This is a genomic window from Streptomyces sp. NPDC004539 (genome assembly GCF_040610055.1).
GTDB lineage: Bacteria > Actinomycetota > Actinomycetes > Streptomycetales > Streptomycetaceae > Streptomyces.
The window spans coordinates 269963-292670 of record NZ_JBEXLS010000013.1 but is presented as its reverse complement, the minus strand read 5'-3'; the positions used below and the strand labels follow the sequence as shown (position 1 = coordinate 292670).

At 71.9% G+C, this 22708-nt stretch carries 18 protein-coding genes and 1 rRNA gene; 11 read left to right on the top strand and 8 right to left on the bottom strand.

Features of this window, described 5'->3' with window-relative positions:
* Positions 1-92 (top strand): 5S ribosomal RNA (gene rrf / locus ABZX85_RS27005); the annotation flags it as partial.
* A gap of 90 nt (positions 93-182) precedes the next feature.
* Here the strand turns inward: rrf and ABZX85_RS27000 are convergent.
* The 5 genes from ABZX85_RS27000 to ABZX85_RS26980 are packed head-to-tail and all read right to left on the bottom strand — an operon-like array spanning position 183 to position 5634.
* On the bottom strand, positions 183-1478 hold the full coding sequence (locus tag ABZX85_RS27000; RefSeq protein WP_355873564.1) for a DUF58 domain-containing protein: 1296 nt from the start codon (positions 1476-1478) through the stop codon (positions 183-185).
* A complete protein-coding gene (locus ABZX85_RS26995; RefSeq protein ID WP_355873561.1) occupies positions 1478-2467 on the bottom strand; it encodes a MoxR family ATPase in 990 nt (329 codons plus the stop codon). Before ABZX85_RS26995 ends, ABZX85_RS27000 begins: the two co-directional genes overlap by 1 nt.
* Positions 2467-3642 carry a DUF4350 domain-containing protein gene (locus ABZX85_RS26990; RefSeq protein ID WP_355873558.1) on the bottom strand — a complete coding sequence of 392 codons (1176 nt, stop codon included), beginning with the start codon at positions 3640-3642 and terminating at the stop codon, positions 2467-2469. The genes ABZX85_RS26995 and ABZX85_RS26990 overlap by 1 nt, the downstream gene beginning before the upstream one ends.
* On the bottom strand, positions 3639-4325 hold the full coding sequence (locus ABZX85_RS26985) for a DUF4129 domain-containing protein (protein ID WP_355873555.1): 687 nt from the start codon (positions 4323-4325) through the stop codon (positions 3639-3641). The genes ABZX85_RS26990 and ABZX85_RS26985 overlap by 4 nt, the downstream gene beginning before the upstream one ends.
* 4 nt (positions 4326-4329) lie before the next feature.
* Positions 4330-5634 carry a glycerophosphoryl diester phosphodiesterase membrane domain-containing protein gene (locus tag ABZX85_RS26980; RefSeq protein ID WP_355873552.1) on the bottom strand — a complete coding sequence of 435 codons (1305 nt, stop codon included), beginning with the start codon at positions 5632-5634 and terminating at the stop codon, positions 4330-4332.
* A 140-nt stretch (positions 5635-5774) separates the two neighbouring features.
* Between ABZX85_RS26980 and mtnA the strand changes: the two genes are divergently transcribed.
* The 7 genes from mtnA to ABZX85_RS26945 all read left to right on the top strand — a co-directional run bounded on the left by mtnA (position 5775) and on the right by ABZX85_RS26945 (position 14596).
* The gene (gene mtnA / locus ABZX85_RS26975) at positions 5775-6920 is read left to right on the top strand and encodes an S-methyl-5-thioribose-1-phosphate isomerase (protein WP_355873550.1); all 1146 of its coding nucleotides are present in this window, start codon (positions 5775-5777) and stop codon (positions 6918-6920) included.
* Positions 6921-7044: 124 nt separating this feature from the next.
* Positions 7045-7734, top strand: a complete 690-nt coding sequence (gene mtrA / locus ABZX85_RS26970) for a two-component system response regulator MtrA (protein WP_005316841.1) — start codon at positions 7045-7047, stop codon at positions 7732-7734.
* Between the two features lies 1 nt (position 7735).
* Entirely contained in the window at positions 7736-9751 is a 2016-nt protein-coding gene (gene mtrB, locus ABZX85_RS26965) for an MtrAB system histidine kinase MtrB (protein WP_355873546.1), read from the top strand.
* Positions 9741-11552 (top strand): LpqB family beta-propeller domain-containing protein, encoded by a 1812-nt coding sequence (locus ABZX85_RS26960; RefSeq protein WP_355873544.1) that lies wholly within the window; start codon positions 9741-9743, stop codon positions 11550-11552. The genes mtrB and ABZX85_RS26960 overlap by 11 nt, the downstream gene beginning before the upstream one ends.
* 184 nt (positions 11553-11736) lie before the next feature.
* A complete protein-coding gene (locus ABZX85_RS26955; RefSeq protein WP_355873588.1) occupies positions 11737-12636 on the top strand; it encodes a ComF family protein in 900 nt (299 codons plus the stop codon).
* A 314-nt stretch (positions 12637-12950) separates the two neighbouring features.
* Entirely contained in the window at positions 12951-13646 is a 696-nt protein-coding gene (raiA, locus tag ABZX85_RS26950) for a ribosome-associated translation inhibitor RaiA (RefSeq protein WP_355873541.1), read from the top strand.
* 203 nt (positions 13647-13849) lie between these two features.
* Positions 13850-14596 (top strand): response regulator transcription factor, encoded by a 747-nt coding sequence (locus ABZX85_RS26945; protein WP_010356950.1) that lies wholly within the window; start codon positions 13850-13852, stop codon positions 14594-14596.
* Between the two features lie 25 nt (positions 14597-14621).
* Here ABZX85_RS26945 and ABZX85_RS26940 read toward each other — a convergent pair whose 3' ends face one another.
* Both ABZX85_RS26940 and ABZX85_RS26935 read right to left on the bottom strand, forming a co-directional pair.
* Positions 14622-15839: a crosslink repair DNA glycosylase YcaQ family protein gene (locus ABZX85_RS26940; RefSeq protein ID WP_355873538.1), complete on the bottom strand. Its 1218-nt coding sequence runs from the start codon at positions 15837-15839 to the stop codon at positions 14622-14624.
* Between the two features lie 550 nt (positions 15840-16389).
* Positions 16390-16965 carry a GNAT family N-acetyltransferase gene (locus ABZX85_RS26935; RefSeq protein WP_355873535.1) on the bottom strand — a complete coding sequence of 192 codons (576 nt, stop codon included), beginning with the start codon at positions 16963-16965 and terminating at the stop codon, positions 16390-16392.
* Positions 16966-17389: 424 nt separating this feature from the next.
* Between ABZX85_RS26935 and secA the strand changes: the two genes are divergently transcribed.
* Entirely contained in the window at positions 17390-20230 is a 2841-nt protein-coding gene (gene secA / locus ABZX85_RS26930; protein WP_355873532.1) for a preprotein translocase subunit SecA, read from the top strand.
* 63 nt (positions 20231-20293) lie between these two features.
* Here secA and ABZX85_RS26925 read toward each other — a convergent pair whose 3' ends face one another.
* The gene (locus ABZX85_RS26925; protein ID WP_355873529.1) at positions 20294-20938 is read right to left on the bottom strand and encodes an Rv3235 family protein; all 645 of its coding nucleotides are present in this window, start codon (positions 20936-20938) and stop codon (positions 20294-20296) included.
* 295 nt (positions 20939-21233) lie between these two features.
* Between ABZX85_RS26925 and ABZX85_RS26920 the strand changes: the two genes are divergently transcribed.
* Together ABZX85_RS26920 and ABZX85_RS26915 are read left to right on the top strand one after the other, a co-directional pair.
* Positions 21234-21749, top strand: a complete 516-nt coding sequence (locus ABZX85_RS26920) for a hypothetical protein (RefSeq protein WP_355873527.1) — start codon at positions 21234-21236, stop codon at positions 21747-21749.
* A gap of 143 nt (positions 21750-21892) precedes the next feature.
* On the top strand, positions 21893-22558 hold the full coding sequence (locus ABZX85_RS26915; protein WP_355873524.1) for an HAD family hydrolase: 666 nt from the start codon (positions 21893-21895) through the stop codon (positions 22556-22558).
* Positions 22559-22708 lie beyond the last annotated feature (150 nt).

Here is a 22708-nt window from a genome sequence, read left to right as displayed (position 1 = left end):
CGCCCGGTTACATTCCGAACCCGGAAGCTAAGCCTCACAGCGCCGATGGTACTGCAGGGGGGACCCTGTGGGAGAGTAGGACGCCGCCGAACAATCTTTAGAAAAACCCTGCACTTTCGAGTGCGGGGTTTTTCGCTTTTTGGGCCCCTCCGGGAAGGAGGGGCCCTTTTTTGTAGCTGTTTTTACAGCCGCCCTGCGGCCTTCAGGGCCAAGTACGCGTCGGCCAGCGCCGGCGCCAATTCGTCGGGAGTCGCGTCGACGACGGTGACCCCATGACGCCGGAGTTGCTCCGCCGTGCGGTGGCGTTCCGTCTGGGCCTGGGCTGCCGCTGCCGCCTCGTAGACCGCGTCGACGTCGCCCCGGGCCGCTGCCATGCGGGCGATGTGCGGGTCGGCGACGGAGGCGACGAGGACTGTGTGGCGTTGGGTGAGCTGGGGGAGGACGGGGAGGAGGCCCTCCTCGACGGGGGCCGTGTCGAGCGTCGTCAACAAGACGAGCAGGGTGCGCCGGGGTGTCGTACGCAGGATGGTCGAGGTGAGGGCGCGGGCGTCGGTTTCGACTAGTTGCGCTTCCAGCGTGGCCATGGCGTTGACGAGGGAGGGGAGGACGTCTCGGGCGGTGCGGCCCTGGACCAGGGCGCGGACGCGGCGGTCGTGGGCCAGGAGGTCTACGCGGTCGCCCGCGCGGGAGGCGAGGGCTGCCAGGAGGAGGGCCGCGTCCATGGCGGCGTCGAGGCGTGGGGCGTCGTCGACGCGGCCGGCGGAGGTGCGGCCGGTGTCGAGGACCAGGAGGATGTGGCGGTCGCGTTCCGGGCGCCAGGTGCGCAGGGCGACGGTGGTCTGGCGGGCGGTGGCACGCCAGTCGATGGAGCGGGTGTCGTCGCCGGGGACGTACTCGCGGAGGCTGTCGAACTCGGTGCCCTCCCCGCGCGTGAGGACGCTCGTCCGGCCGTCGAGCTCCCGTAGGCGGGCCAGTTTGGCGGGGAGGTGTTTGCGGCTGGTGAACGGGGGAAGCGCGCGCAGTGTCCAGGGGACCTTGTGGGTGCCCTGGCGGGTGAAGAGGCCGAGGGGGCCGTACGAGCGGATGGTGACGCGGTCGGCTTGGTGGTCGCCGCGGCGGGTCGGTCGTAGGCGGGTCGTGACGCGGCGGCGTTCGCCGGTGGGGACCGTCACGGGGTGGCGGTCCGTTTCCGGGGCGGTGCTGGGGGGCCAGGCGTCGCGGAGCTGGGCCTTGAGGGGGCGGCGGGACGGGTTGGTGATCGTCAACGTGACGTCCGCGGGCTCACCCAGGCGGGCGGTTGTGTCGCCGGTGCGGGTCAGGGAGAGTCGTCGTACGGGGGCCGCGAGGGCGAAGTCGCAGGCGCAGGCCAGTGCCAAGGGGGCGTTGACGGCGAGGATGCCGGTCCAGCCGGGGTCCCAGAGGCCGACCGGGAGGGAGCCGAGGGCGGCGAGGAGGGCCGCGCGGCCGGTGAGGGCCATCAGCGGGGGACGGGGACGTGGGCGAGGACAGAAGTGATGACGGAGTCGGCGGTGACGCCCTCCATCTCGGCCTCGGGGCGGAGCTGGACGCGGTGCCTGAGCGTCGGCAGGGCGAGGGCCTTCACGTCGTCCGGGATGACGTAGTCGCGGCCCGTGAGCCACGCCCACGCGCGGGAGGCCGCCAGCAGGGCGGTCGCCCCGCGCGGGGAGACGCCGAGCGTCAGGGACGGCGATTCGCGGGTGGCGCGGCAGATGTCGACGACGTACGCGGTGATCTCGGGGGAGACGGCGGTCTTCGCGACGGCCGCGCGGGCGGCTTCCAGGTCGGCGGCGGTCGCCACGGGGCGGATGCCGGCGGCGCGCAGGTCGCGGGGGTCGAAGCCGTCGGCGTGCCGGGTGAGGACGTCGATCTCGTCCTGCCGGGTGGGCAGGGGGATCGTCAGTTTGAGGAGGAAGCGGTCGAGCTGGGCCTCGGGGAGGGGGTAGGTGCCCTCGTACTCGACGGGGTTCTGGGTCGCGGCGACCAGGAACGGGTCCGGGAGGGGGCGCGGGGTGCCGTCCACGGTGACCTGGCGCTCCTCCATGGCCTCCAGGAGGGACGACTGGGTCTTCGGCGGGGTGCGGTTGATCTCGTCGGCCAGCAGGAGGTTGGTGAAGACCGGGCCGGGCTGGAAGGAGAACTCGGCGCTGCGGGTGTCGTAGACGAGGGAGCCCGTGACGTCGCTCGGCATGAGGTCGGGGGTGAACTGGACGCGCTTGGTGTCCAGGTCGAGGGCGGCGGCGAGGGAGCGGACCAGGAGGGTCTTGGCGACGCCGGGGACGCCTTCGAGCAGGACGTGGCCCCGGCACAGGAGGGCGACGACGACGCCCGTGACGGCGGGGTCCTGGCCGACCACGGCCTTGGCGATCTCGGCGCGCAGGGCCTCCAGGGAGGCGCGGGCGGCGCTCGGATCGCCGGTGTTCCCGGCGTTGTCAGTGGTCGGGTCCATCATGGACGGCGTACCTCACTTTCGAGGGCGTCGAGTCGGTCGGCGAGGGCGGTCAGGGCCGCGTCGTCGCCTGGCGGTGGGCCGAAGAGGAGGGAGTGCAGGGTCTGTCCGTCGGTGCGGAGCCGGTCGGACAGGGCGGGGATCAGGGTCTCGGGCGTGTGGGCGTGGGCGGCGGGGAGGCCGAGGAGAGGGGCGAGGCGGATGCGGGTCGCGGAGCGCAGGGCGTCGGCGGCGCGGTCGCGGGCGTCGCCCTTGCGGTAGAGGCGGGCCCGGCCTTCGACGGTCTCGGAGGCCCGGATCGCGACGGGGAGCCGCTCGGGGACGAGCGGTCCGAAGCGGCGGGCCCGCCACAGGGCGGCGAGCGCGGCGGCGAAGAAGAGTTGCAGGGTGCCCCACAGCCAGCCGGAGGGGAGCAGGTCGAAGAGGCTCTTCTCCTCCTCGGGGGTGGCGGCGGTGGAGTCGGAGAGCGAGGGGAGGTACCAGACCAGATGGGGGCGGGAGCCGAGGAGTTGAAGGGCCAGCGAGGCGTTGCCCTGCTGGTCGAGGCGGTCGTTGAGGAGGATGTCGGGGGCGCCGAGGACGACGGTGTCGCCGTCCCCCGTCTCGGCCGGGACGCGCAGCAGGGTGGCCAGGCGGCGGCTCGGGTAGCACTCGTCGATGCCCTGCCGGGTGACGGTGTAGCGGTGGCCTCCCGTGTCGGCGGTGCCCGCGCGGCGGGCCTCGGGGAGGTCGCAGCCGGGGTCGAGGGTGGCGTCGCGGCTGGTCGCCGGGTCGGCGACGACGCCCGGGGCGAGGGTCTGGACGGACCAGCTGCCGGGGGCGACGAGGACGGTACGGCCGCCGGAGCCGGCGGTCGCCGCGTACAGGGCGCTCTGCTGGCGCTCGGTCAGCAGGTCCGGGACGGCGACGAGGAGGGTGCTGTCGGGGCCGGCCGCCGCGCGGGCGTCGTCCAGGGTGGTCACCAGGCGGGTGGTGACGCCCCGGGCGGCGAGGAGTTCGGTGATCGCGCGGCTGCCGTAGGGGTCGGCGGAGCGCGGGTCGAGTTCGCCGTGGTGGGCGCCGGACCGGAGCGCGGCGACGGTGACGCCCGTGATCAGCAGGAGGGCGAGGGCGAGGGTGACGCCCCGCGCGCGGGTCCACAGATGGCGGGCGGTGGGGGAGGTCGAGGTGGTCATCCGCCGGCCCCCTGGTGGGCCGTGAGCCGGGGTTTCGTACGGTCCAGGGTCTCGTCGAGGTCGGTGATGCGCCGGTACGTCTGCTCGCCGGCGCGGCGTCCGCCGTACGTGACGTCGTCGAAGTCGCGGGCGGCGGTGTGCAGGCGGGCGGCGTGGTCCGGGAGGGTGCGGCCGGCTTCGGCGGCGGCCTCGTCGGCGGTGCGGCCGGGGCGGGTGTCGAGGAGGGCGCGCTCCTCCAGGGCGCGGACGATGGCGCGCATCCGTTCCTGGACGGCCTGGTTCCAGTGGCCCTGGGCGGCGTGCTCCTCGGCGGCGGCGCGGTGGTCGGCGGCGCTGCGGGCGCGGTCGCCGAAGAGCGGGGCGGCGGGGGCGGCCGTCCGGCGGGGGGTGCCCAGGCGCCACCACAGGGCGCCGACGGCGGCGAGGACGACCAGCGCGACGACGGCGAGGCCGAGCGGGCCGCCCGGGGTGGCGCCGGACGCCGAGTCGAAGAGGTCGCCGAGCCACTTCCAGAAGGCGTCCAGGGCGCGCTGGAGGAGGTTCGGGTCGTTCTCGTGGTACAGCCGCTTGGACAGTTCGCGGCGGGCCGCCTCCCGCGCGGGATCGCGGGGCGTGGTCAGCGGCGGCGTGTCGTCCGAGGCCGCCGACCACAGGGCCCTGAGTGTTCCCCCCGCCAGGTGCACGCCGTCAGCTCCCGGGGGTCGTGCCGGAGGTGCCGTAGTCCTGGAGACCGGCGGCGCGGGCGAGTTCGAGGTCGAGGGCCTCGCGCCGGATGCGCTGGTCGACGTAGAGGAGCACGGAGACGCCGGCTGTGATCGGGAACGTCAGGGTGTAGCCGATGACGGCGCCGACGCCGGTGATCGTCAGGTACGTCCAGCTGTAGGCGGCGGACGGGTCGGTGAGGAAGCTGCCGTTCGTGCCGCCGTCCCCGAAGACGGTGCCGATGAGGGCGAACGGGATGAGGACGATCATCGAGAGGATGGCGGCGATGATCGAGCCGAGCAGCTGGATGCCGAAGACCCGCCACCAGGCGCCCCGGACCAGCTTGACGGAGCGGCTCAGCGCCTTCTTGATGCCCTGTTTCTCCAGCATCAGCGCGGGCGGCGCGAGGGAGAAGCGGATGCCGAGCCAGATCGCGACCGCGCCCGCGCCGAAGACGCCGAGCAGGCCCAGGCCGAGCCCCGCCGCCGTATTGCCGCCCGCGACGCCCACCGCGATGCCGGGCAGGGCGCCGACGGTGAGCGTGACGACGACGATGAGCATCAGCAGGAAGATCAGCCCGAACAGGCGGGGCAGCTGCGGGAGGGCGTCGCGCCACGCCTCGCGGGGGGTGACGCCCTTGCCGAGGATCGCGCGGCTGGTGACGGTCGTGAGCAGGGCCGTCGCGATGATCGTGCCGAGTATGGAGATCGCGTAGACGATCGTCGAGGCGGTCATCGAGTCGCCCACAGCCCGGCTGACCTCGTCGAGGCTGGCGTTCGGGTCGCCGAGGGCGTCCGTGCTCGCGCCGTTCAGGAGGAAGCCCTGGACGAGGACGGTGATGACCTCGACGACGACGGCGATGGCCAGGGAGATGCCGAGGACCGTGCGCCAGTGCGTGCGCATGGTCGAGACCGCGCCGTCGAGGATCTCGCCGACGCCGAGGGGGCGCAGCGGGATGACGCCGGGCTTGGCGGCGGGCGGGGGGCCTCCCCAGCCGGTTCCCCAGCCGCCGGGGGCGCCGTGGCCGCCCTGGGGGCCCTGGTGGGTCGTCGGGGCGTTCCAGCCGGTGGGGGGCGTGCCGGGGCCCGGAGGGGGTGGCGGGGGTGTCTGGCCGGGGGTCTGGCGCGTGGGCGCGGTCCACTGGGCGGGGGGCGGCTGCTCCTTGGACCACTGGATGCCGGAGTCGGACGGTTGGCCGCCTTGCTGTTCCGAGGGCTTGCCGGACTCCTGTCCTTCGGGGCCCTCGGACGGGGCCGATCCGGGCGAGGCCCAGCCCGGAGTGTCGTTCATCGTCGCTCCTTCACGGTGCCGGTCCGCGGTCGCGGTGGCAGGTTGGGTGCAATCGTGCCATGGGGCACCGACAGTGCGACCGGCCGCGGTGGGCACCGCGTACCTTCCATGGTCCGGCCGATCCTGGGCAGACTCACCGCATGGCTGATCCGTACACGCGAACCGGAGACGACGAGCGGCCCGCCGGGATACCGGCGATCCGATGGGAGGAGCTGCCGGAAGGGCCCGTTCTGGTCCTCCTCGACCAGACACGACTGCCCGCGGAGGAGGTCGAGCTGGTGTGCACGGACGCGTCCGTGCTGGTGGAGGCGGTCAGATCGCTCGCCGTGCGCGGGGCGCCGCTCCTCGGCATCGCCGGGGCCTACGGGGTCGCGCTCGCCGCCGCGCGCGGGTACGACGCCGAGGACGCGGCGACGGCCCTCGCGGGCGCCCGCCCGACCGCCGTCAACCTCGCCGTCGGCGTACGGCGGGCCCTGGACGCGCACCGCGCGGCGCTCGGCGCGGACGGGGACGGGGACGAGCGGCGGGCCGCGCAGGCGGCGCTGGCGGCGGCGCGGCGGCTGCACCGGGAGGACGCCGAGGCGAGCACCCGGATGGCCGCGCACGGCCTGGCGCTGCTGGACGAGCTGCTGCCGGGCGGCGGGCACCGCGTCCTGACCCACTGCAACACCGGTTCGCTGGTGTCCGGCGGGGAGGGGACGGCGTTCGCGGTGGCGCTGGCCGCGCACCGCGCGGGGCGGCTGCGCCGGCTGTGGGTCGACGAGACCCGTCCGCTGCTCCAGGGGGCGCGGCTGACGGCGTACGAGGCGGCGCGCGCCGGGATGGCGTACACGCTGCTCACGGACAACGCGGCGGGGTCGCTGTTCGCGGCCGGGGAGGTGGACGCCGTGCTGATCGGGGCGGACCGGATCGCGGCCGACGGGTCGGTCGCGAACAAGATCGGCAGCTATCCGCTGGCCGTCCTCGCCCGCTACCACCACGTCCCGTTCGTCGTGGTCGCCCCGGTGACGACCGTCGACCTGGAGACGCCCGACGGGGCGTCGATCGAGGTCGAGCAGCGGCCCGGGTACGAGGTGACCGAGGCCGTCTCCCCGCAGGCGCCGGTCGTCGGGGCGGGCGGCGGGGTGCCGGTGGCGCCGCTCGGTACGCAGGCGTACAACCCGGCGTTCGACGTGACGCCGCCGGAGCTCGTGACGGCGATCGTCACCGAGGAGGGTGCCGTCTCGCCGGTGACCGCGCAGGCGCTCGCCGGGCTGTGCGCGAGGTCACGGCGGGTGACGATCTGAGCGGTGCGCGGGCTCCGCGCGGGGGTGCAGGGGGGCCAGGGCAGACAGTGACCGCCGACTGCGGCTATGGTCACGGGTCAGTGACCTGCCTCACCTGCGCTCCGGGCACCGTTATGAGAATGGGATGATGTCGTTTATGAAGGGACGAGTCCTTGTCGTCGACGACGACACCGCACTGGCCGAGATGCTCGGCATCGTGCTGCGTGGTGAGGGTTTTGAGCCGTCTTTCGTAGCCGACGGTGACAAGGCGCTGGCTGCTTTCCGGGAGGCCAAGCCGGATCTGGTGCTGCTGGATCTGATGCTGCCGGGCCGGGACGGGATCGAGGTGTGCCGGCTGATCCGGGCTGAGTCCGGGGTGCCGATCGTGATGCTGACGGCGAAGAGCGACACCGTCGACGTGGTGGTGGGCCTGGAGTCCGGGGCCGATGACTACATCGTGAAGCCGTTCAAGCCGAAGGAGCTGGTCGCGCGGATCAGGGCACGCCTCAGGCGGTCCGAGGAGCCGGCGCCGGAGCAGCTGACGATAGGTGACCTGGTCATCGACGTCGCCGGGCACTCCGTGAAGCGGGACGGCCAGTCGATCGCGCTCACGCCGCTGGAGTTCGACCTGCTGGTCGCGCTCGCCCGCAAGCCGTGGCAGGTCTTCACCCGCGAGGTCCTCCTCGAACAGGTGTGGGGCTACCGGCACGCCGCCGACACCCGCCTGGTCAACGTGCACGTCCAGCGGCTGCGCTCCAAGGTCGAGAAGGACCCGGAGCGGCCGGAGATCGTCGTGACCGTCCGCGGTGTCGGTTACAAGGCCGGGCCGAGCTGACATGTCCGGGCACAGTGCCGCGTCGGCGCCCGGCGGGTCCGGGGCCCGGCCGGAGCGGCCCGGTGCCCCTCAGAGCGGCCACAAGGGCCGTACGGCGCCCCGCGACCGCCTCGGGCGGCTCCTGGAGGGCGGACTGCTCCAGGGCGGCGTACAGGGCAGCCCGGTGCTGCGGCTGCTGCTGCGCTGGGTACGGCGACCGCTGCTGCCGGTCATGCGGCTGTGGCGGCGCAACATCCAGCTCAAGGTCGTCGTCACGACCCTGCTGATGTCCCTCGGCGTCGTCCTGCTGCTCGGGTTCGTCGTCATCGGGCAGGTCCGCAACGGGCTGCTGGACGCCAAGGTGCGGGCCTCGCAGAGCCAGGCGACCGGCGGGTTCGCGGTCGCCAAGCAGCAGGCCGACACGGAGGCCGCCGGCGGCGACGGCCCGGCCTCCTCCACCGACCGTTCCGCGCAGAACGTCAGCCCCTGGCTCAGCGACCTCGTGTCGTCCCTGTCCAGTGGCGGCCAGGGCGCCTTCGACGTCGTCACGCTGCCCACCGACGGTGGCGAGGGCGGGCCCGGTCCGCGTGCCTCCGGGGGCGTCAGTCCCACCGCGAGCGTGCCGGAGGCGCTGCGCGCGCGGATCAAGGACAGCACGTCCGCCGCCCAGAGCTACACCCGTATCCGCTACGACAGCGGCAAGGAGTCCCAGCCCGCGCTGGTCATCGGCAAGCGGCTGAGCGACCCCAACGGCGCCGCCTACGAGCTGTACTACCTCTTCCCGCTCACCCAGGAGGAGAAGTCCCTCAGCCTCGTCAAGGGCACCCTGGCGACCGCCGGGCTCTTCGTCGTCGTCCTCCTCGGGGCGATCGCCTGGCTCGTCGTCCGGCAGGTCGTCACGCCCGTGCGGATGGCCGCCGGGATCGCCGAACGGCTGTCCGCGGGGCGTCTCCAGGAGCGGATGAAGGTCACCGGTGAGGACGACATCGCGCGCCTGGGGGAGGCGTTCAACAAGATGGCGCAGAACCTCCAGCTGAAGATCCAGCAGCTGGAGGACCTCTCCCGGATGCAGCGCCGGTTCGTGTCGGACGTGTCGCACGAACTGCGCACCCCGCTGACGACCGTACGGATGGCCGCCGACGTCATCCACGACGCGCGCGAGGACTTCGACCCGATGACCGCGCGGTCGGCCGAACTGCTCGCCGACCAGCTGGACCGGTTCGAGACGCTGCTCGCGGATCTGCTGGAGATCAGCCGGTTCGATGCGGGCGCGGCGGCGCTGGAGGCCGAGCCGATAGACCTCCGGGAGGTCGTCCGGCGGGTCGTCGGCGGGGCCGCGCCGCTCGCCGAGCGCAAGGGGACGACCGTACGGATCGTCGGCGACCAGCAGCCCGTCGTCGCCGAGGCGGACGCGCGGCGGGTGGAGCGGGTGCTGCGCAATCTCGTCGTCAACGCCGTGGAGCACGGCGAGGGCAAGGACGTCGTCGTCAAGCTCGCCTCGGCGGGCGGGGCGGTCGCGATCGCCGTGCGCGACTACGGCGTCGGGCTGAAGCCGGGTGAGGCCACGCGCGTGTTCAGCCGCTTCTGGCGGGCCGATCCGGCACGCGCGCGTACCACCGGGGGAACGGGGCTCGGCCTGTCGATCGCCCTGGAGGACGCGCGGCTGCACGGCGGCTGGCTCCAGGCGTGGGGCGAGCCCGGGGGCGGCTCGCAGTTCCGGCTGACGCTGCCGAGGACGGCCGACGAGCCGCTGCGGGGATCGCCGATACCGCTGGAGCCGAAGGACTCGCGCAGGAACCGCGGCCCGGAGGGCGTCTCCCGCGCGCGCGAGAAGAGCGCCACCGTCCCGGTGCAGCAGACCGCCGGCCGCCTCCCGCGCGTGGGAGCGGCCGTCGCGCCCACGGCCGATCCGACGGCCCTCCCGGGCAGCGGTGCCCGGGTGGTGCCCCGCGCGGGGACAGCGGTTCCCGCGGACGTACGACGGGACGGCGCCCCCGGCGCTCCCGACGAGGAAGGGGAGGCCGCTCGTGGGCGGTGAGGGGGGCGCACGGCGCACGCCGGGGCGCGCGACGGCGTACGCGGTCTGCGGGGCCGTCCTGCTGGGCGGCTGTGCCTCGATGCCCGACCACGGCGACCTGCGCGGGGTGGAGTCCACGCCCCGCCAGGACACGCAGGTGCGGGTGTTCGCGATGCCGCCGCAGGAGGGCGCGTCGCCCGTGGTGATCGTCCAGGGCTTCCTCGAAGCGCTGACCAGCGACGACCCGACCTACTCGACGGCCCGGAAGTACCTCGTCGGCAAGGCCGCGAAGAACTGGAAGCCGGACAGCTCCACCACCGTCCTCGACATCGGCCCCCGGGCGACACCGGAGCGTTCCGGAGGGCGTGAGGGCGGGGACGTGTCGTTCACCCTGGACGGCACGCGCGTGGCCGCCGTGGACGACCAGCAGTCGTACACGCCCGCCGAGGGCAAATACCTCCAGACGCTGCACCTCGTGCAGGACGACAAGGACCAGTGGCGGATCGACGACGTGCCCCAGGGCGTCGTCATGGGGCAGTCGGACTTCGTCCGTAACTACATGTCCGTCAACAAGTACTACTTCGCGTCCGACGCGCGCGTGGGCACCGCCTCCGCTGCCGTCGCGGACCCGGTGTACGTCCGCAAGCGCGTCGATCCGACGACCCAGATGGTCCGCTCGCTGCTCGCCGGGCCCACCAACTGGCTGCGGCCCGTCGTCCGGTCGGGCTTCCCCACGGGGACGGCCCTCGCGGACGACGCGGGGCCGCTCGCGCCGGACGACCAGAACAGGCTCACCGTGCCGCTCAACGACAAGGCCGAGGGCGTCGGGCAGGCGAAGTGCGACGCGATGGCCGCGCAGATGCTGTTCACGCTCCAGAGCCTCACCCCGGCCGTCGACGAGGTCGAACTGAAGGCCGGCGGACGGCGGCTGTGCTCGCTCACCGAGAGCCGCTCGGAGGGGATCGCCGCGCGGGGCTCCGCCGACGGGCCCGAGCACCTGTACTTCATCGACGGCGAGCACCGGCTCCAGCGGATGAGTCTCGGCAGCGACGCCGTCCCGGAGTCCGTGCCCGGTGCCTTCGGGGACGGCGGCAAGGCGCTGCGGTCCGTGGCCGTCTCCCGCGACGAGCACGAGGCCGCCGGGGTGACCCTCGACGGCAAGCAGCTCTACGTCACCTCCCTGTCGTCCGGGAGCCCGCTCGGCAATCCGCTGCTGACCAGCGTCGGGGCCACCGAGAAGGACCGGTTCACCACGCCCAGCTGGGACGCCCAGGGCGATCTGTGGGTCGCCGACCGCAACCCCGCCGCGCCGCGGCTCCATCTGCTCGGCAAGGGCGACGACACGCCGGTCGTGGTGAGCACGCCGGGGCTCGACGGGCGGATCAACGCGGTGCGGGTGGCGGCCGACGGGGTGCGGATCGCGCTCGTCGTCGAGTCCGGGGGGCGGCAGTCGCTGTTCGTGGGGCGGGTCGAGCGGGAGCGGGAGAGTGCCGGGCAGGAGGTCGTGTCCGTGCAGGAACTGCGGTCCGCGACGCCCGAGTTGGAGCAGGTCACGGCCGTCTCCTGGGCCTCCGACAGCCGGCTCGTCGTGGTCGGCAAGGAGACCGGGGGCGTCGAGCAGGTGCAGTACGTCCAGTGCGACGGATCGCTGCCGGAGACCGGGGCGCTGCCCGGGCTGACGGAGGTGCAGAGCATCGCGGCGTCCGAGGACAGTGAGGCGCCGTTGTTCGCGACGTCCAAGGACGGGTTGCTGTGGCTGCCGGGTGGGGGCGGGTGGCGGACGCTGAAGCCGACGGCTTCGGTGGCGTTCTATCCGGGGTGAGGGCCGCGGAACAGGGGGTCTGTCACCGGGGTCGGTCGCGGTGACAGGCCCTTTTGCGTCGGGGCGGTGGCGGGGGGTCGGAGGCGGAGTCGTGGCGGCGCCGGTGACCGGGTCGGTAGCGGGTTGATGGGGGCATGTCGGGAGTTTTCCACAGGGGTGGCGGGCGGGCTTCGGCGTGGGCACAGTGGGGTGTGTGAACGGAGTACGGCGGTGGTGGAGAGACCTCGGCGACCTGGTGCTGCCGGGTGAGTGCGCGGGGTGCGGGCGGGTTCGTACGGTGCTCTGCGGGGCGTGTCGGGAGGAGTTGAGCGGGGTTTCGGCGCGGTGGGTGCGGCCGGTGGGCGGTCCGGCCGGGTTGCCGCCGGTGTGTGCGGCGGGGCCGTACGCGGGGGCGGTGCGGGGGGTGTTGCTGGCGCACAAGGAGCGAGGGGCGTTGGGGCTGGTGGGGGCGTTGGGGGAGGGGTTGGCCCGGGCGGTCGGGGTGGGGTTGGACGGGACGGGGGTGGGTGAGCCGGCCGAGGTGGGGGCCGGGGTGGGAGAGGTTTGCGGACGAGGGCCGGGCAGGGGTGGTGGGGTGAGGGCCGGGGCCGGGACCGGTGAGGTGAGGGCCGGGGGTGGTGGGGTGCTGCTGGTGCCGGTGCCCTCCGGGCGGGGGGCCGTGCGGGCTCGGGGGCATGATCCGGTGCGGCGGGTGGCGCTGGCGGCGGCGGGGGTGCTGCGGAGGCGTGGGGCGGAGGTGCGGGTCGCGTCCGTGCTGCGGCAGCGGTCGGGGGTGCTCGACCAGGCCGGGCTCGGGTACCGGGAGCGGTGGGAGAACCTCGACGGGGCGCTGAGGGTGAGCGGTGCGGGGGCCCGGCTGCTGAGGGGGAGGGCGGTGGTGCTCGTCGACGACGTCGTCACGACCGGGGCTTCGCTCGCGGAGGCGGCGCGGGTGATTGGAGAGGCGTGTGAGGGGGGAGGTGAAGAAGTGTCCGGTGGAGTCGCCCTGGAAGGGCCCGACCCGGTGGAGAGGAGGCGGCGTGGAGTGCTGTGCGCGGCCGTGGTCGCGGGGTCACCGGATTCTTTTGAAATAAACCGGAACTGATCGAGAAGGTGCTTCGTTGCAGCTGGTGAGAGGCGCAATTCACCTGAACGGAGGTACGCCGAGGTAGAGGGTGACGACATCCGTCCGGGCGAGATATGTTCGGTTCGGAGAGACAAAGCCGCAGGCCGTATCTCTCGAATCCGAATGCCGTGCTGCGGTTTCGGGAAATCACCCGCGGCACCCAGGATGTGGATCTCTCCTTCGGGGGAGGAGGTGGACGTCACCGAGTCAGAAGGTTCCGGGGCTCACCGGAATCTGGTGCGAAAGGGAGACGCTCCGCGACGGAGCGGAGCGATCCGGGAACGGAGTTCTGCGTGGACATCGTCGTCAAGGGCCGTAAGACCGAAGTGGCCGAGCGGTTCCGCAAGCACGTGGCCGAGAAGCTGAACCTGGAGAAGATCCAGAAGCTCGACGGCAAGGTGATCAGCCTGGACGTCGAGGTGTCCAAGGAGCCGAACCCCCGACAGGCCGACCGGTGCGACCGGGTGGAGATCACGCTGCGTTCCCGCGGCCCGGTGATCCGGGCGGAAGCGGCGGCCAGCGACCCGTACGCGGCACTCGACCTGGCGGCGGAGAAGCTCGACGCACAGCTGCGCAAGCAGCACGACAAGCGCTACACGCGACGCGGCTCCCGCCGGCTGACGGCGGCGGAGGTCCCCGACCACGTCCCGGGCGTGGCCACTCTCAGCGGAAACGGCGAGCCGGCCGCCCCCGACCACGCGAACGGCGTGCCCACCAAGCGGATGGGCTCGCTGGAGGTGCAGGGCGACGGACCCCTCGTCGTCCGGGAGAAGACCCACGTCGCGGCCCCGATGACCCTCGACCAGGCGCTCTACGAGATGGAACTGGTCGGACACGACTTCTACCTCTTCGTCGACTCCGAGACCAAGGAACCCAGCGTCGTCTACCGGCGGCACGCCTACGACTACGGCGTGATCCACCTCCAGACCGACACGATGGTCACCGCACAGGCGCACGCCTCCGACTCCGGTGGCACGCTCGGCGGCTGACCGCGCGGGTGATGACCCGACGGGTGCCCCTGGAGCGCGTGTGCGCCCCCAGGGGCACCCCCGTGCGACCACTTCACGCCTTGCTCCGTCACCGCGTTGTCGCCCAGGCATGGAATCATGGCCAGGGCGGCTCAACGAGTGGGCCGTTGCCTCGGGTTGGCGATGGCACAGGACCAACGGCCCCAGCCTCAGGGGGAGGAACGATGGCGGACAGCTTCGGACCGATGCGGGACGAGGACGCGCGCGACGGCGTCGTCGGCATGGGCCCGGACGCGGGCACCTCGCGAGGGGAGCCGATCAGAGTGCTGGTCGTGGACGACCACGCGCTGTTCCGCCGGGGGCTGGAGATCGTGCTCGCGGCCGAGGAGGACATCCAGGTCGTCGGGGAGGCGGGGGACGGGGCGGAGGCCGTCGACAAGGCGGCGGATCTGCTGCCGGACATCGTGCTGATGGATGTGCGGATGCCCAAGCGCGGGGGGATCGAAGCCTGTACCTCCATCAAGGAGGTGGCCCCAAGCGCGAAGATCATCATGTTGACCATAAGCGACGAGGAAGCCGACCTCTACGACGCGATCAAGGCGGGGGCCACGGGATATCTCCTCAAGGAGATCTCCACGGACGAGGTCGCCACCGCGATTCGCGCGGTCGCCGACGGGCAGTCGCAGATCAGTCCGTCGATGGCGTCGAAACTGCTCACCGAGTTCAAATCGATGATCCAGCGGACGGACGAGCGGCGGCTCGTGCCCGCGCCCCGGCTCACCGACCGGGAACTGGAAGTGCTCAAGCTGGTCGCCACGGGGATGAACAACCGGGACATCGCGAAGGAGTTGTTCATCTCCGAGAACACCGTGAAGAACCATGTGCGCAACATCCTGGAGAAGCTTCAGCTGCACTCCAGGATGGAGGCCGTGGTCTATGCGATGCGGGAGAAGATCCTCGAAATTCGGTGAGGGGGTCCGCCGGTGGTGGGCGGGGTCAGCGTAGGGCGGTGATCAGGGCTCTTCTCGTCTCCTTCGCCAGGGCGTCCTGGAGGGACGGGGGGTCCACCCGTTCGACCCTGATGTCCATGCGGTCGACCCAGCTCGCGGCCTCGATCAGGGCCTGGGCGACCGCCGGGACGGCTTTCGGGCCGTCCAGGGAGACCTGTTTCGCGACCAGGGTGCCTGGTTCTCTCGCCGGGTCGACTCTGCCGACGAGTCTGCCGCCGGCGAGGACCGGCATCGCGAAGTAGCCGTGTACGCGTTTGGGTTTCGGGACGTATGCCTCCAGGCGGTGGGTGAAGCCGAAGACGCGTTCCGTGCGGGCGCGGTCCCAGATGAGGGAGTCGAACGGGGAGAGCAGGGTGGTGCGGTGGCGGCCCCTCGGGGTGGTCTCCAGGGCCTTCGGGTCGGCCCAGGCGGGTTTGGGCCAGCCGTCCACCGTGACCGGGATCAGGCCCGAGTCCGCCAGGACGTCGTCCACCTGGTCGGATTTGAGGCGGTGGTAGTCGGCGATGTCGGCCTTCGTGCCTACGCCGAGGGCCTCGCCGGCCAGGCGGACCAGGCGGCGTACGCATTCTCTGTCGGTCAGGTCGTCGTGCAGGAGGGGCTGGGGGATGGCCCGTTCTGCCAGGTCGTAGACGCGTTTCCAGCCTCGGCGTTCTACGCAGACGACTTCGCCGTACATCAGGGCGCGTTCCACCGCGACCTTGGTGCCGGACCAGTCCCACCAGTCGCTCGTCTTCTTCGCGCCGCCCAGGTCTGTGGCGGTGAGGGGGCCTTCTGCGCGGAGTTGGTCGAGGACCTGGGTGTAGGCGCCGGTGGGGAGGTCGTGGTTCCAGTGGGGGCGGTTTCGGTAGGCGCGGCGGCGGAAGGCGAAGTGGGGCCATTCCTCGATGGGGAGGATGCAGGCGGCGTGGGACCAGTATTCGAAGGCGTGTGGGGGTGTGGGGGTGGTCTTGGCCGGGGTGGTGGGGGTCCAGTAGGCGGATTCGACCGTGGTGCGGCCTACTGCGCCGAGGCGGGCGTACGGGATGAGTTCGTGGGAGCGGGCCAGGACCGAGATGGTGTCCAGTTGGATCGCGCCGAGGTGGCGGAGGGTGCCTCGGACGCCGGATCTGCGGTCGGGGGTGCCTAGGAGGCCCTGGGCTCTGAGGATGATGCGGCGGGCTTCGTCCGGGGTGAGGGTGGTGGTTGGGGGTGGGAGGGGCGTCATGGGGTCGGACGATAGAGGGTGGGTCTGACAGTGGGGGGTGGGCTGGGGGTTTTCTCGCCCCCGCCGCCCCTACCCGTCCCATCCACCAGGGGCTCCGCCCCTTCGACCCCGGGGGTGGGTGGGGTGGGGGCGCTGATCGTGGGTGGGTGGGGGGCGGCCCTGAAGGGGCCTTGTCCTCAAGCGCCGGACGGGCTGGATTTGGCTGGGGTGGGATGTTCGGGGGGCGGGAGGGGGCATCGAGGAGGGTGGGGAGAGCGAGGTGGGTGGGGGGAGAGCGAGTGGGTGGGGATTGAGGTGGGTGGGTCGGCCCTGGACGGGCCTTGTCCTCAAGCGCCGGACGGGCTGGAAGTGGCTGAGGCCGGGCGGTAAGGCTTGCTCGGGGCGTGCGGGGCGTGCGGGGCGTGCGGGGCGTGCGGGGCGTGCGGGGCGTGCGGGGCGTGCGGGGCGTGCGGGGCGTGCGGGGCGTGCGGGGTCTGCGGGGTCTGCGGGGTCTGCGGGGCGTGCGGGGTTTGTGGAGTGGGGTGGTTGGTCTTGGGGTGGGGGCCGGGGGTTACTGGGGGGTGGGTGTGGGGGTGTAGGGGGTTGTCGGGGGGAGGTGGAGGTCTTGGGGGAGTAGGGAGGCCAGCCAGCAGTCTCGGTGGGTGCCTTTGTTGGTGATGGCTGATCGGAGGGTGCCTTCCAGGGTGAAGCCTGCTTTTTGGGCTACGGAGAGGGAGGGGGTGTTGCCTACCTCGGCTCGCCATTCGAGGCGGTCGGTGGAGAGGTGGGTGAAGGACCAGTGGGCGGCGGTGAGGGTGGCCTCGGTGGTGTAGCCGTGGGAGCGGTGTTCCTTGGCGGTCCAAAAGCCGATTTCCGTGGTGCCGGGGGTGCGGGGGGTGAGGCTGAGCATGCCGGTGAGGGGGCCGTCGGGGAGGCAGACGGCGAAGGTGTACATCGTGTCGGTGGCCCAGCCGGTGGAGGCGATCTCGGTGGTGAAGGCGTGGGCGTGCTCGGGGAGGTAGGGCGAGGGGATGGTCGTCCAGCGCTGGATCTCGGGGTCCTGGGCGGCGGCGTGGACCGTTTCGGTGTCCTCCGGGACCACCGGGCGCAGGATCAGGCGGGCCGAGGTGAGGGTGACGGGTTCCATCGGGCGATTCTGCGCGGGGGCGCGCGCCGGGCGTCAACTTTTTGCCGTTGTGCGCCAGGGTGGCGCCACCTGGCGCCGGGGAGCGGGGGAGCTGGGGGGAGGGGGAAGGGGAGTGCTGGAGGTGGTGACGGGAACTCGGCGCCGCGCCGCCCTCCTCCCTCCCGCGTCCTCATCGTTCCTCCCGCGCCCCCTCCTCCCTCCCCGCAAGCGGTTGATCACAATTCGTGGAGATTTGGTTGGTGGGGGCGGCACTATCCGTGGGGGCCGGGCGTTGTGGGGGGTGTAAGGAGTTGTGGGGCGGCGGGTGGGCTGTGTCACGGCGGGCCTCCCGGCGTGGCGGGGTCCTCGCATACGATGGCCGTTGCTCAGCAATTCAAAAGGAACCCGACCGTCCCAGGCCCGACCGGCAAGGAGACCAACCCCCGTGTCCGTCCTCTCGAAGCTCATGCGTGCAGGCGAAGGCAAGATCCTGCGCAAACTGCACCGCATCGCGGACCAGGTCAACTCCATCGAAGAGGACTTCGCCGACCTCTCCGACGCCGAGCTGCGGGCCCTCACCGAGGAGTACAAGCAGCGTTACGTCGACGGTGAGACTCTGGACGACCTGATGCCCGAGGCGTTCGCCACCGTCCGTGAGGCCGCCAAGCGTGTCCTCGGGCAGCGGCATTACGACGTACAGATCATGGGCGGCGCCGCCCTGCACATGGGCTACGTCGCGGAGATGAAGACCGGCGAGGGCAAGACCCTGGTCGGTACGCTGCCGGCGTATCTGAACGCGCTGTCCGGCAAGGGCGTGCACCTCATCACGGTCAACGACTACCTGGCCGAGCGCGACTCCGAGATGATGGGCCGCGTGCACCGCTTCCTCGGTCTGGAAGTCGGCTGCATCCTCGCGAACATGACGCCGGCCCAGCGCCGCGAGCAGTACGCCTGCGACATCACGTACGGCACGAACAACGAGTTCGGCTTCGACTACCTCCGCGACAACATGGCGTGGTCCCAGGACGAACTCGTCCAGCGCGGCCACAACTTCGCGATCGTCGACGAGGTCGACTCGATCCTGGTCGACGAGGCCCGTACCCCGCTGATCATCTCCGGCCCGGCCGACCAGGCCACCAAGTGGTACGGCGACTTCGCCAAGCTCGTACTGCGCCTGAAGAAGGGCGAGGCGGGCAACCCGCTCAAGGGCCTGGAGGAGACCGGCGACTACGAGGTCGACGAGAAGAAGCGCACGGTCGCGATCCACGAGTCCGGGGTCTCCAAGGTCGAGGACTGGCTGGGCATCGACAACCTCTACGAGTCGGTGAACACCCCTCTGGTGGGCTACCTGAACAACGCCATCAAGGCGAAGGAGCTCTTCAAGAAGGACAAGGACTACGTCGTCATGGACGGCGAAGTCATGATCGTCGACGAGCACACCGGCCGTATCCTCGCCGGCCGCCGCTACAACGAGGGCATGCACCAGGCGATCGAGGCGAAGGAAGGGGTGGACATCAAGGACGAGAACCAGACCCTCGCCACGATCACCCTCCAGAACTTCTTCCGCCTCTACAAGCGCCACGACCACAACGACAAGGAACAGCCGGGCCTGTCCGGCATGACCGGTACGGCCATGACCGAGGCCGCCGAGTTCCACCAGATCTACAAGCTCGGCGTCGTCCCGATCCCGACCAACCGGCCGATGATCCGCAAGGACCAGTCCGACCTGATCTACCGCACCGAGGTCGCCAAGTTCGAGGCGGTCGTCGACGACATCGCGGAGAAGCACGAGAAGGGCCAGCCGATCCTGGTCGGCACGACCTCCGTCGAGAAGTCCGAGTACCTCTCGCAGCAGCTCTCCAAGCGCGGCATCCAGCACGAGGTGCTGAACGCCAAGCACCACGAGCGCGAGGCGACGATCGTCGCGCAGGCCGGCCGCAAGGGCGCCGTCACGGTCGCGACGAACATGGCCGGCCGCGGTACGGACATCAAGCTCGGCGGCAACCCCGAGGACCTCGCCGAGGCGGAGCTGCGCCAGCGCGGCCTCGACCCCGAGGAGCACATCGAGGAGTGGGCGCAGGCGCTGCCCGCCGCGCTGGAGAAGGCCACGCAGGCGGTCAAGGCCGAGAAGGACGAGGTCGAGTCGGCCGGCGGGCTGTACGTCCTCGGCACCGAACGGCACGAGTCGCGTCGTATCGACAACCAGCTCCGCGGTCGTTCCGGCCGTCAGGGCGACCCCGGCGAGTCCCGGTTCTACCTCTCCCTCGGTGACGACCTGATGCGGCTCTTCAAGGCGCAGATGGTCGAGCGCGTGATGTCCATGGCGAACGTGCCGGACGACGTGCCGATCGAGAACAAGATGGTCACCCGCGCGATCGCCTCCGCGCAGTCGCAGGTCGAGCAGCAGAACTTCGAGACGCGTAAGAACGTCCTGAAGTACGACGAGGTGCTCAACCGGCAGCGCGAGGTCATCTACGGCGAGCGCCGCCGGGTGCTTGAGGGCGAGGACCTTCAGGAGCAGGTCGTCCACTTCATGGACGACACGATCGACGCGTACGTCTCCGCCGAGACCGCCGAGGGCTTCGCGGAGGACTGGGATCTCGACCGGCTGTGGGGCGCGTTCAAGCAGCTCTACCCGGTGAAGATCACCGTCGAGGAGCTGGAGGACGCCGCGGGCGACCGGGCCGGGCTGACCGCCGAGTTCGTCTCCGAGTCCATCAAGGACGACATCCACGCGCAGTACGAGGACCGAGAGACGCAGCTCGGCTCCGAGATCATGCGGGAGCTGGAGCGGCGGGTCGTGCTGTCCGTCCTCGACCGCAAGTGGCGTGAGCACCTCTACGAGATGGACTACCTCCAGGAGGGCATCGGGCTGCGCGCGATGGCCCAGAAGGACCCGCTGGTCGAGTACCAGCGCGAGGGCTTCGACATGTTCACGGCCATGATGGACGGGATCAAGGAGGAGTCCGTCGGCTACCTGTTCAACCTGGAGGTCCAGGTCGAGCAGCAGGTCGAGGAGGTGCCCGTCTCCGACGCGCCGGCCGACCTGGAGAAGCAGGACGCGGTTCCCGCGCAGGCGGGTTCGCGGCCGGAGATCCGTGCGAAGGGGCTGGACGCGCCGCAGCGCCGTGCGCTCCACTTCTCCGCCCCGACCGTCGACGGGGAGGGCGGGACGATCGAGGGCGAGTTCGACGCCGACGACGAGCCGGTGCGGTCCGAGGCGGACGGGCTCACGCGGGCGGAGCGGCGGAAGCAGGCGAAGGGGACTCGGCGGCGGAGGAAGTGACGTACGCCGTCTGAGGTAGACCGAGAGGGCCGGACACCTGGTGGGTGTCCGGCCCTTCGGGTTTCAGGTGTCCTGGGGCCTGCGTCCCCGGGGACCGTCCAGTTCCACGGCTGTGCAGCGCCAGCGTCGGTCGGTGCCGAGTTCCAGGCGGAAGGCCATGGCGCGGAGGCGGGGGCCGGTGGTGATGCGGGCGAAGGCTTCGATGGCGCCGGGGCGGGGGATCTCGTAGCCGACGTCGCGGAGGAGAGGGGCGCAGCTTCGGGTGCCGCGGCTGTCCTGGGCGCGGAGGGGGCCGTGTTCGGCGAGGTGGGCGAGGTCGTCGTAGGCGGTGCCGAGGGTGTGGCGGAGCATGGCGTGGACGGGGCGGCGGCCGGTGAGGACGGCGAGGAGGCGTTCGGCGAAGAGGTCGGTGGGGTGGGGCTGGGGTGGGGCGATGGGGCGGCGGGGGGATTGGGCGGGGACTCGGGGGGTGGTCGGGGCGGTGGCTGTCGTGAGGGGGGTGCGGGTGGTGGGCGGGCGGTTGTCGGTGGGGCGGGTGCGGGAGGTGGGGCGGTTGTTCGGGGGGCGGCCGGAGGGGGGTGCGGTGCGGGTGTTCGGGGGGCCTGGGGGGCGGCCTCCGGGGGGTGCGGGGGTGGTGGTGCGGTTCTGCGTGCTCGTCGCGGTCGTCGTGCTCGCCGTCCGGGCCGTCCTCGTCATGACCTTGCGCATGGGGGTCCCCGTTTCTCGGTGTCGTGAGTACTCGTCGGTAACTTTCCGTTGCGGATCTTGTACGGGGAGTGATGTGTGGAGTGCAAGGGGGTCTCCTGGGCCGGGAAAAGTGGGGGGAAGTCAACCGTTACGGGTGAACGCGGGGCGATCCGTGCTGGTCCGGCGGCCGTGCGATGAGCTGGTTTTTTCGTGGCGTTGACGGTTTCCCGGAGAGGTGGGGGGACTCGAAAGGGGACCGCCGCACGTATCCTCGGGGGGAATCAAGCGGAGTCTCCGAGCAGGAAAGCGGCCGTCCATGCGCGTCTACGTCCCCCTGACCCTTCCCGGGCTCGCCGAGTCGTACAAGACGGGTGAGCTGGGCGCCGGGTCGCTGGTCGCGTACGCCGTGACGCCCGCGCTGCGTGAGTGGTACCTCTCGGACGACATCGAGGAGCTGGAGTACGCCGCCCTCAGCCGTGCCGCCCTCGCCTCTCTCCGGCAGCTCGCCGCGGACCCCGGGGCGCCTCGGCGCCGGGTGGTCGTCGCGGTGGACGTCCCCGACGGGCGCGCCGCCGCCGACCCCGACCGCGGGCTCGATCCGGCGGCGCTGGGCGAGGTGCGGGTCTCCGGTGACGTACGCCTCGGCAAGGCCGCCGCCGTCCACGTCGACGCGTCCGACGCGGAGAGCGACGTCGCCGCGGCGGCCGACGCCCTCGCCGCCGCGGACGCCGGCGACGACGACGCGCAGTTCCTGGTGGACGGCGCCGAGGACCACGAACTGCTGTGGTTCGCGACGCAGGAGATCCCGGGGTTGGTGGGGTTGGGCGGCTGAGCCGCACCGGGTGGGTCGGGCGGGCGGTGGCCGATGCGCCGAGCCCCGGCCCGCTCACCCGCCGAGCCTGCCTCCCCTTCGCTGACCTGCGGAGCAGCCCCCAGGGGACGGGATTGTCGGTGGGGGCGGGTACGTTTGCGGGTATGGGGAAGTACGCGGGGACGCACATCGTCTGGGATTGGAACGGCACGCTCTTTCATGACAACGAGGCGGTCATCGGGGCGACGAACGCGGCGTTCGCGGAGGTCGGGCTCGCGCCGATCACGATGGAGCGGTACCGCGAGCTGTACACGGTTCCGGTGCCCCGGTTCTATGAGCGGCTGATGGGGCGGTTGCCCACCCAGGCGGAGTGGGAGGTCATGGACGTTCTCTTCCATCGGTACTACGCCCGCCACAGCTCCCTCTGCTCCCTCACGGACGGCGTGGCCGACCTCCTCGGGCAGTGGGCGGACGCGGGGCACAGCCAGTCCATCCTGAGCATGTACGAACACGACGAACTGGTCCCGCTGGTCCGCGGCTTCGGTATCGAGCCGCACTTCGTCCGGGTCGAGGGTCGGATCGGCCCCTCCGGCGGCAGCAAGGCCGAGCACATGGTCCGTCACCTCCAGTCCCTCACCGGCGTCGACCCCCACCGCACGGTCGTCATCGGAGACGCCTCGGACGACGCCCTCGCCGCCCGCCACGTCGGCGCCCACGCCGTCCTCTACACCGGCGGCTCCCACAGCCGCGCCAGCCTGGAGGAGGCCGGCGTACCGGTGGTGGACTCCCTGGCGGAGGCGGTGGAACTGGCGGGGCGGATCGCGCCGTAGGGAGAGCGTCGTACCGGCGCCACCCTGAACCGGCCGACCTCGCCTCGAAAACCCACCCCACCGACCCCGCCTCGCACTGGCCGGCGCCCCCGAAGGTGAGAGGCCGGTAGGAACCCAGGTCGGTTTGGGCGGCATCGGTAGGGGCGGGCG

What these genes read in the sequence shown, in the direction of transcription:
- ABZX85_RS26920 (WP_355873527.1), top strand. Translation starts at nt 21,234, where the DNA reads ATGCGCGTCTACGTCCCCCTGACCCTTCCCGGGCTCGCCGAGTCGTAC.
- ABZX85_RS26995 (WP_355873561.1), bottom strand. Translation starts at nt 2,467, where the DNA reads ATGGACCCGACCACTGACAACGCCGGGAACACCGGCGATCCGAGCGCC.
- ABZX85_RS26980 (WP_355873552.1), bottom strand. Translation starts at nt 5,634, where the DNA reads ATGAACGACACTCCGGGCTGGGCCTCGCCCGGATCGGCCCCGTCCGAG.
- ABZX85_RS26915 (WP_355873524.1), top strand. Translation starts at nt 21,893, where the DNA reads ATGGGGAAGTACGCGGGGACGCACATCGTCTGGGATTGGAACGGCACG.
- ABZX85_RS26935 (WP_355873535.1), bottom strand. Translation starts at nt 16,965, where the DNA reads ATGGAACCCGTCACCCTCACCTCGGCCCGCCTGATCCTGCGCCCGGTG.
- ABZX85_RS26925 (WP_355873529.1), bottom strand. Translation starts at nt 20,938, where the DNA reads ATGCGCAAGGTCATGACGAGGACGGCCCGGACGGCGAGCACGACGACC.
- ABZX85_RS27000 (WP_355873564.1), bottom strand. Translation starts at nt 1,478, where the DNA reads ATGGCCCTCACCGGCCGCGCGGCCCTCCTCGCCGCCCTCGGCTCCCTC.
- ABZX85_RS26990 (WP_355873558.1), bottom strand. Translation starts at nt 3,642, where the DNA reads ATGACCACCTCGACCTCCCCCACCGCCCGCCATCTGTGGACCCGCGCG.
- mtrA (WP_005316841.1), top strand. Translation starts at nt 7,045, where the DNA reads ATGATGTCGTTTATGAAGGGACGAGTCCTTGTCGTCGACGACGACACC.
- ABZX85_RS26940 (WP_355873538.1), bottom strand. Translation starts at nt 15,839, where the DNA reads ATGACGCCCCTCCCACCCCCAACCACCACCCTCACCCCGGACGAAGCC.
- mtrB (WP_355873546.1), top strand. Translation starts at nt 7,736, where the DNA reads ATGTCCGGGCACAGTGCCGCGTCGGCGCCCGGCGGGTCCGGGGCCCGG.
- mtnA (WP_355873550.1), top strand. Translation starts at nt 5,775, where the DNA reads ATGGCTGATCCGTACACGCGAACCGGAGACGACGAGCGGCCCGCCGGG.
- ABZX85_RS26945 (WP_010356950.1), top strand. Translation starts at nt 13,850, where the DNA reads ATGGCGGACAGCTTCGGACCGATGCGGGACGAGGACGCGCGCGACGGC.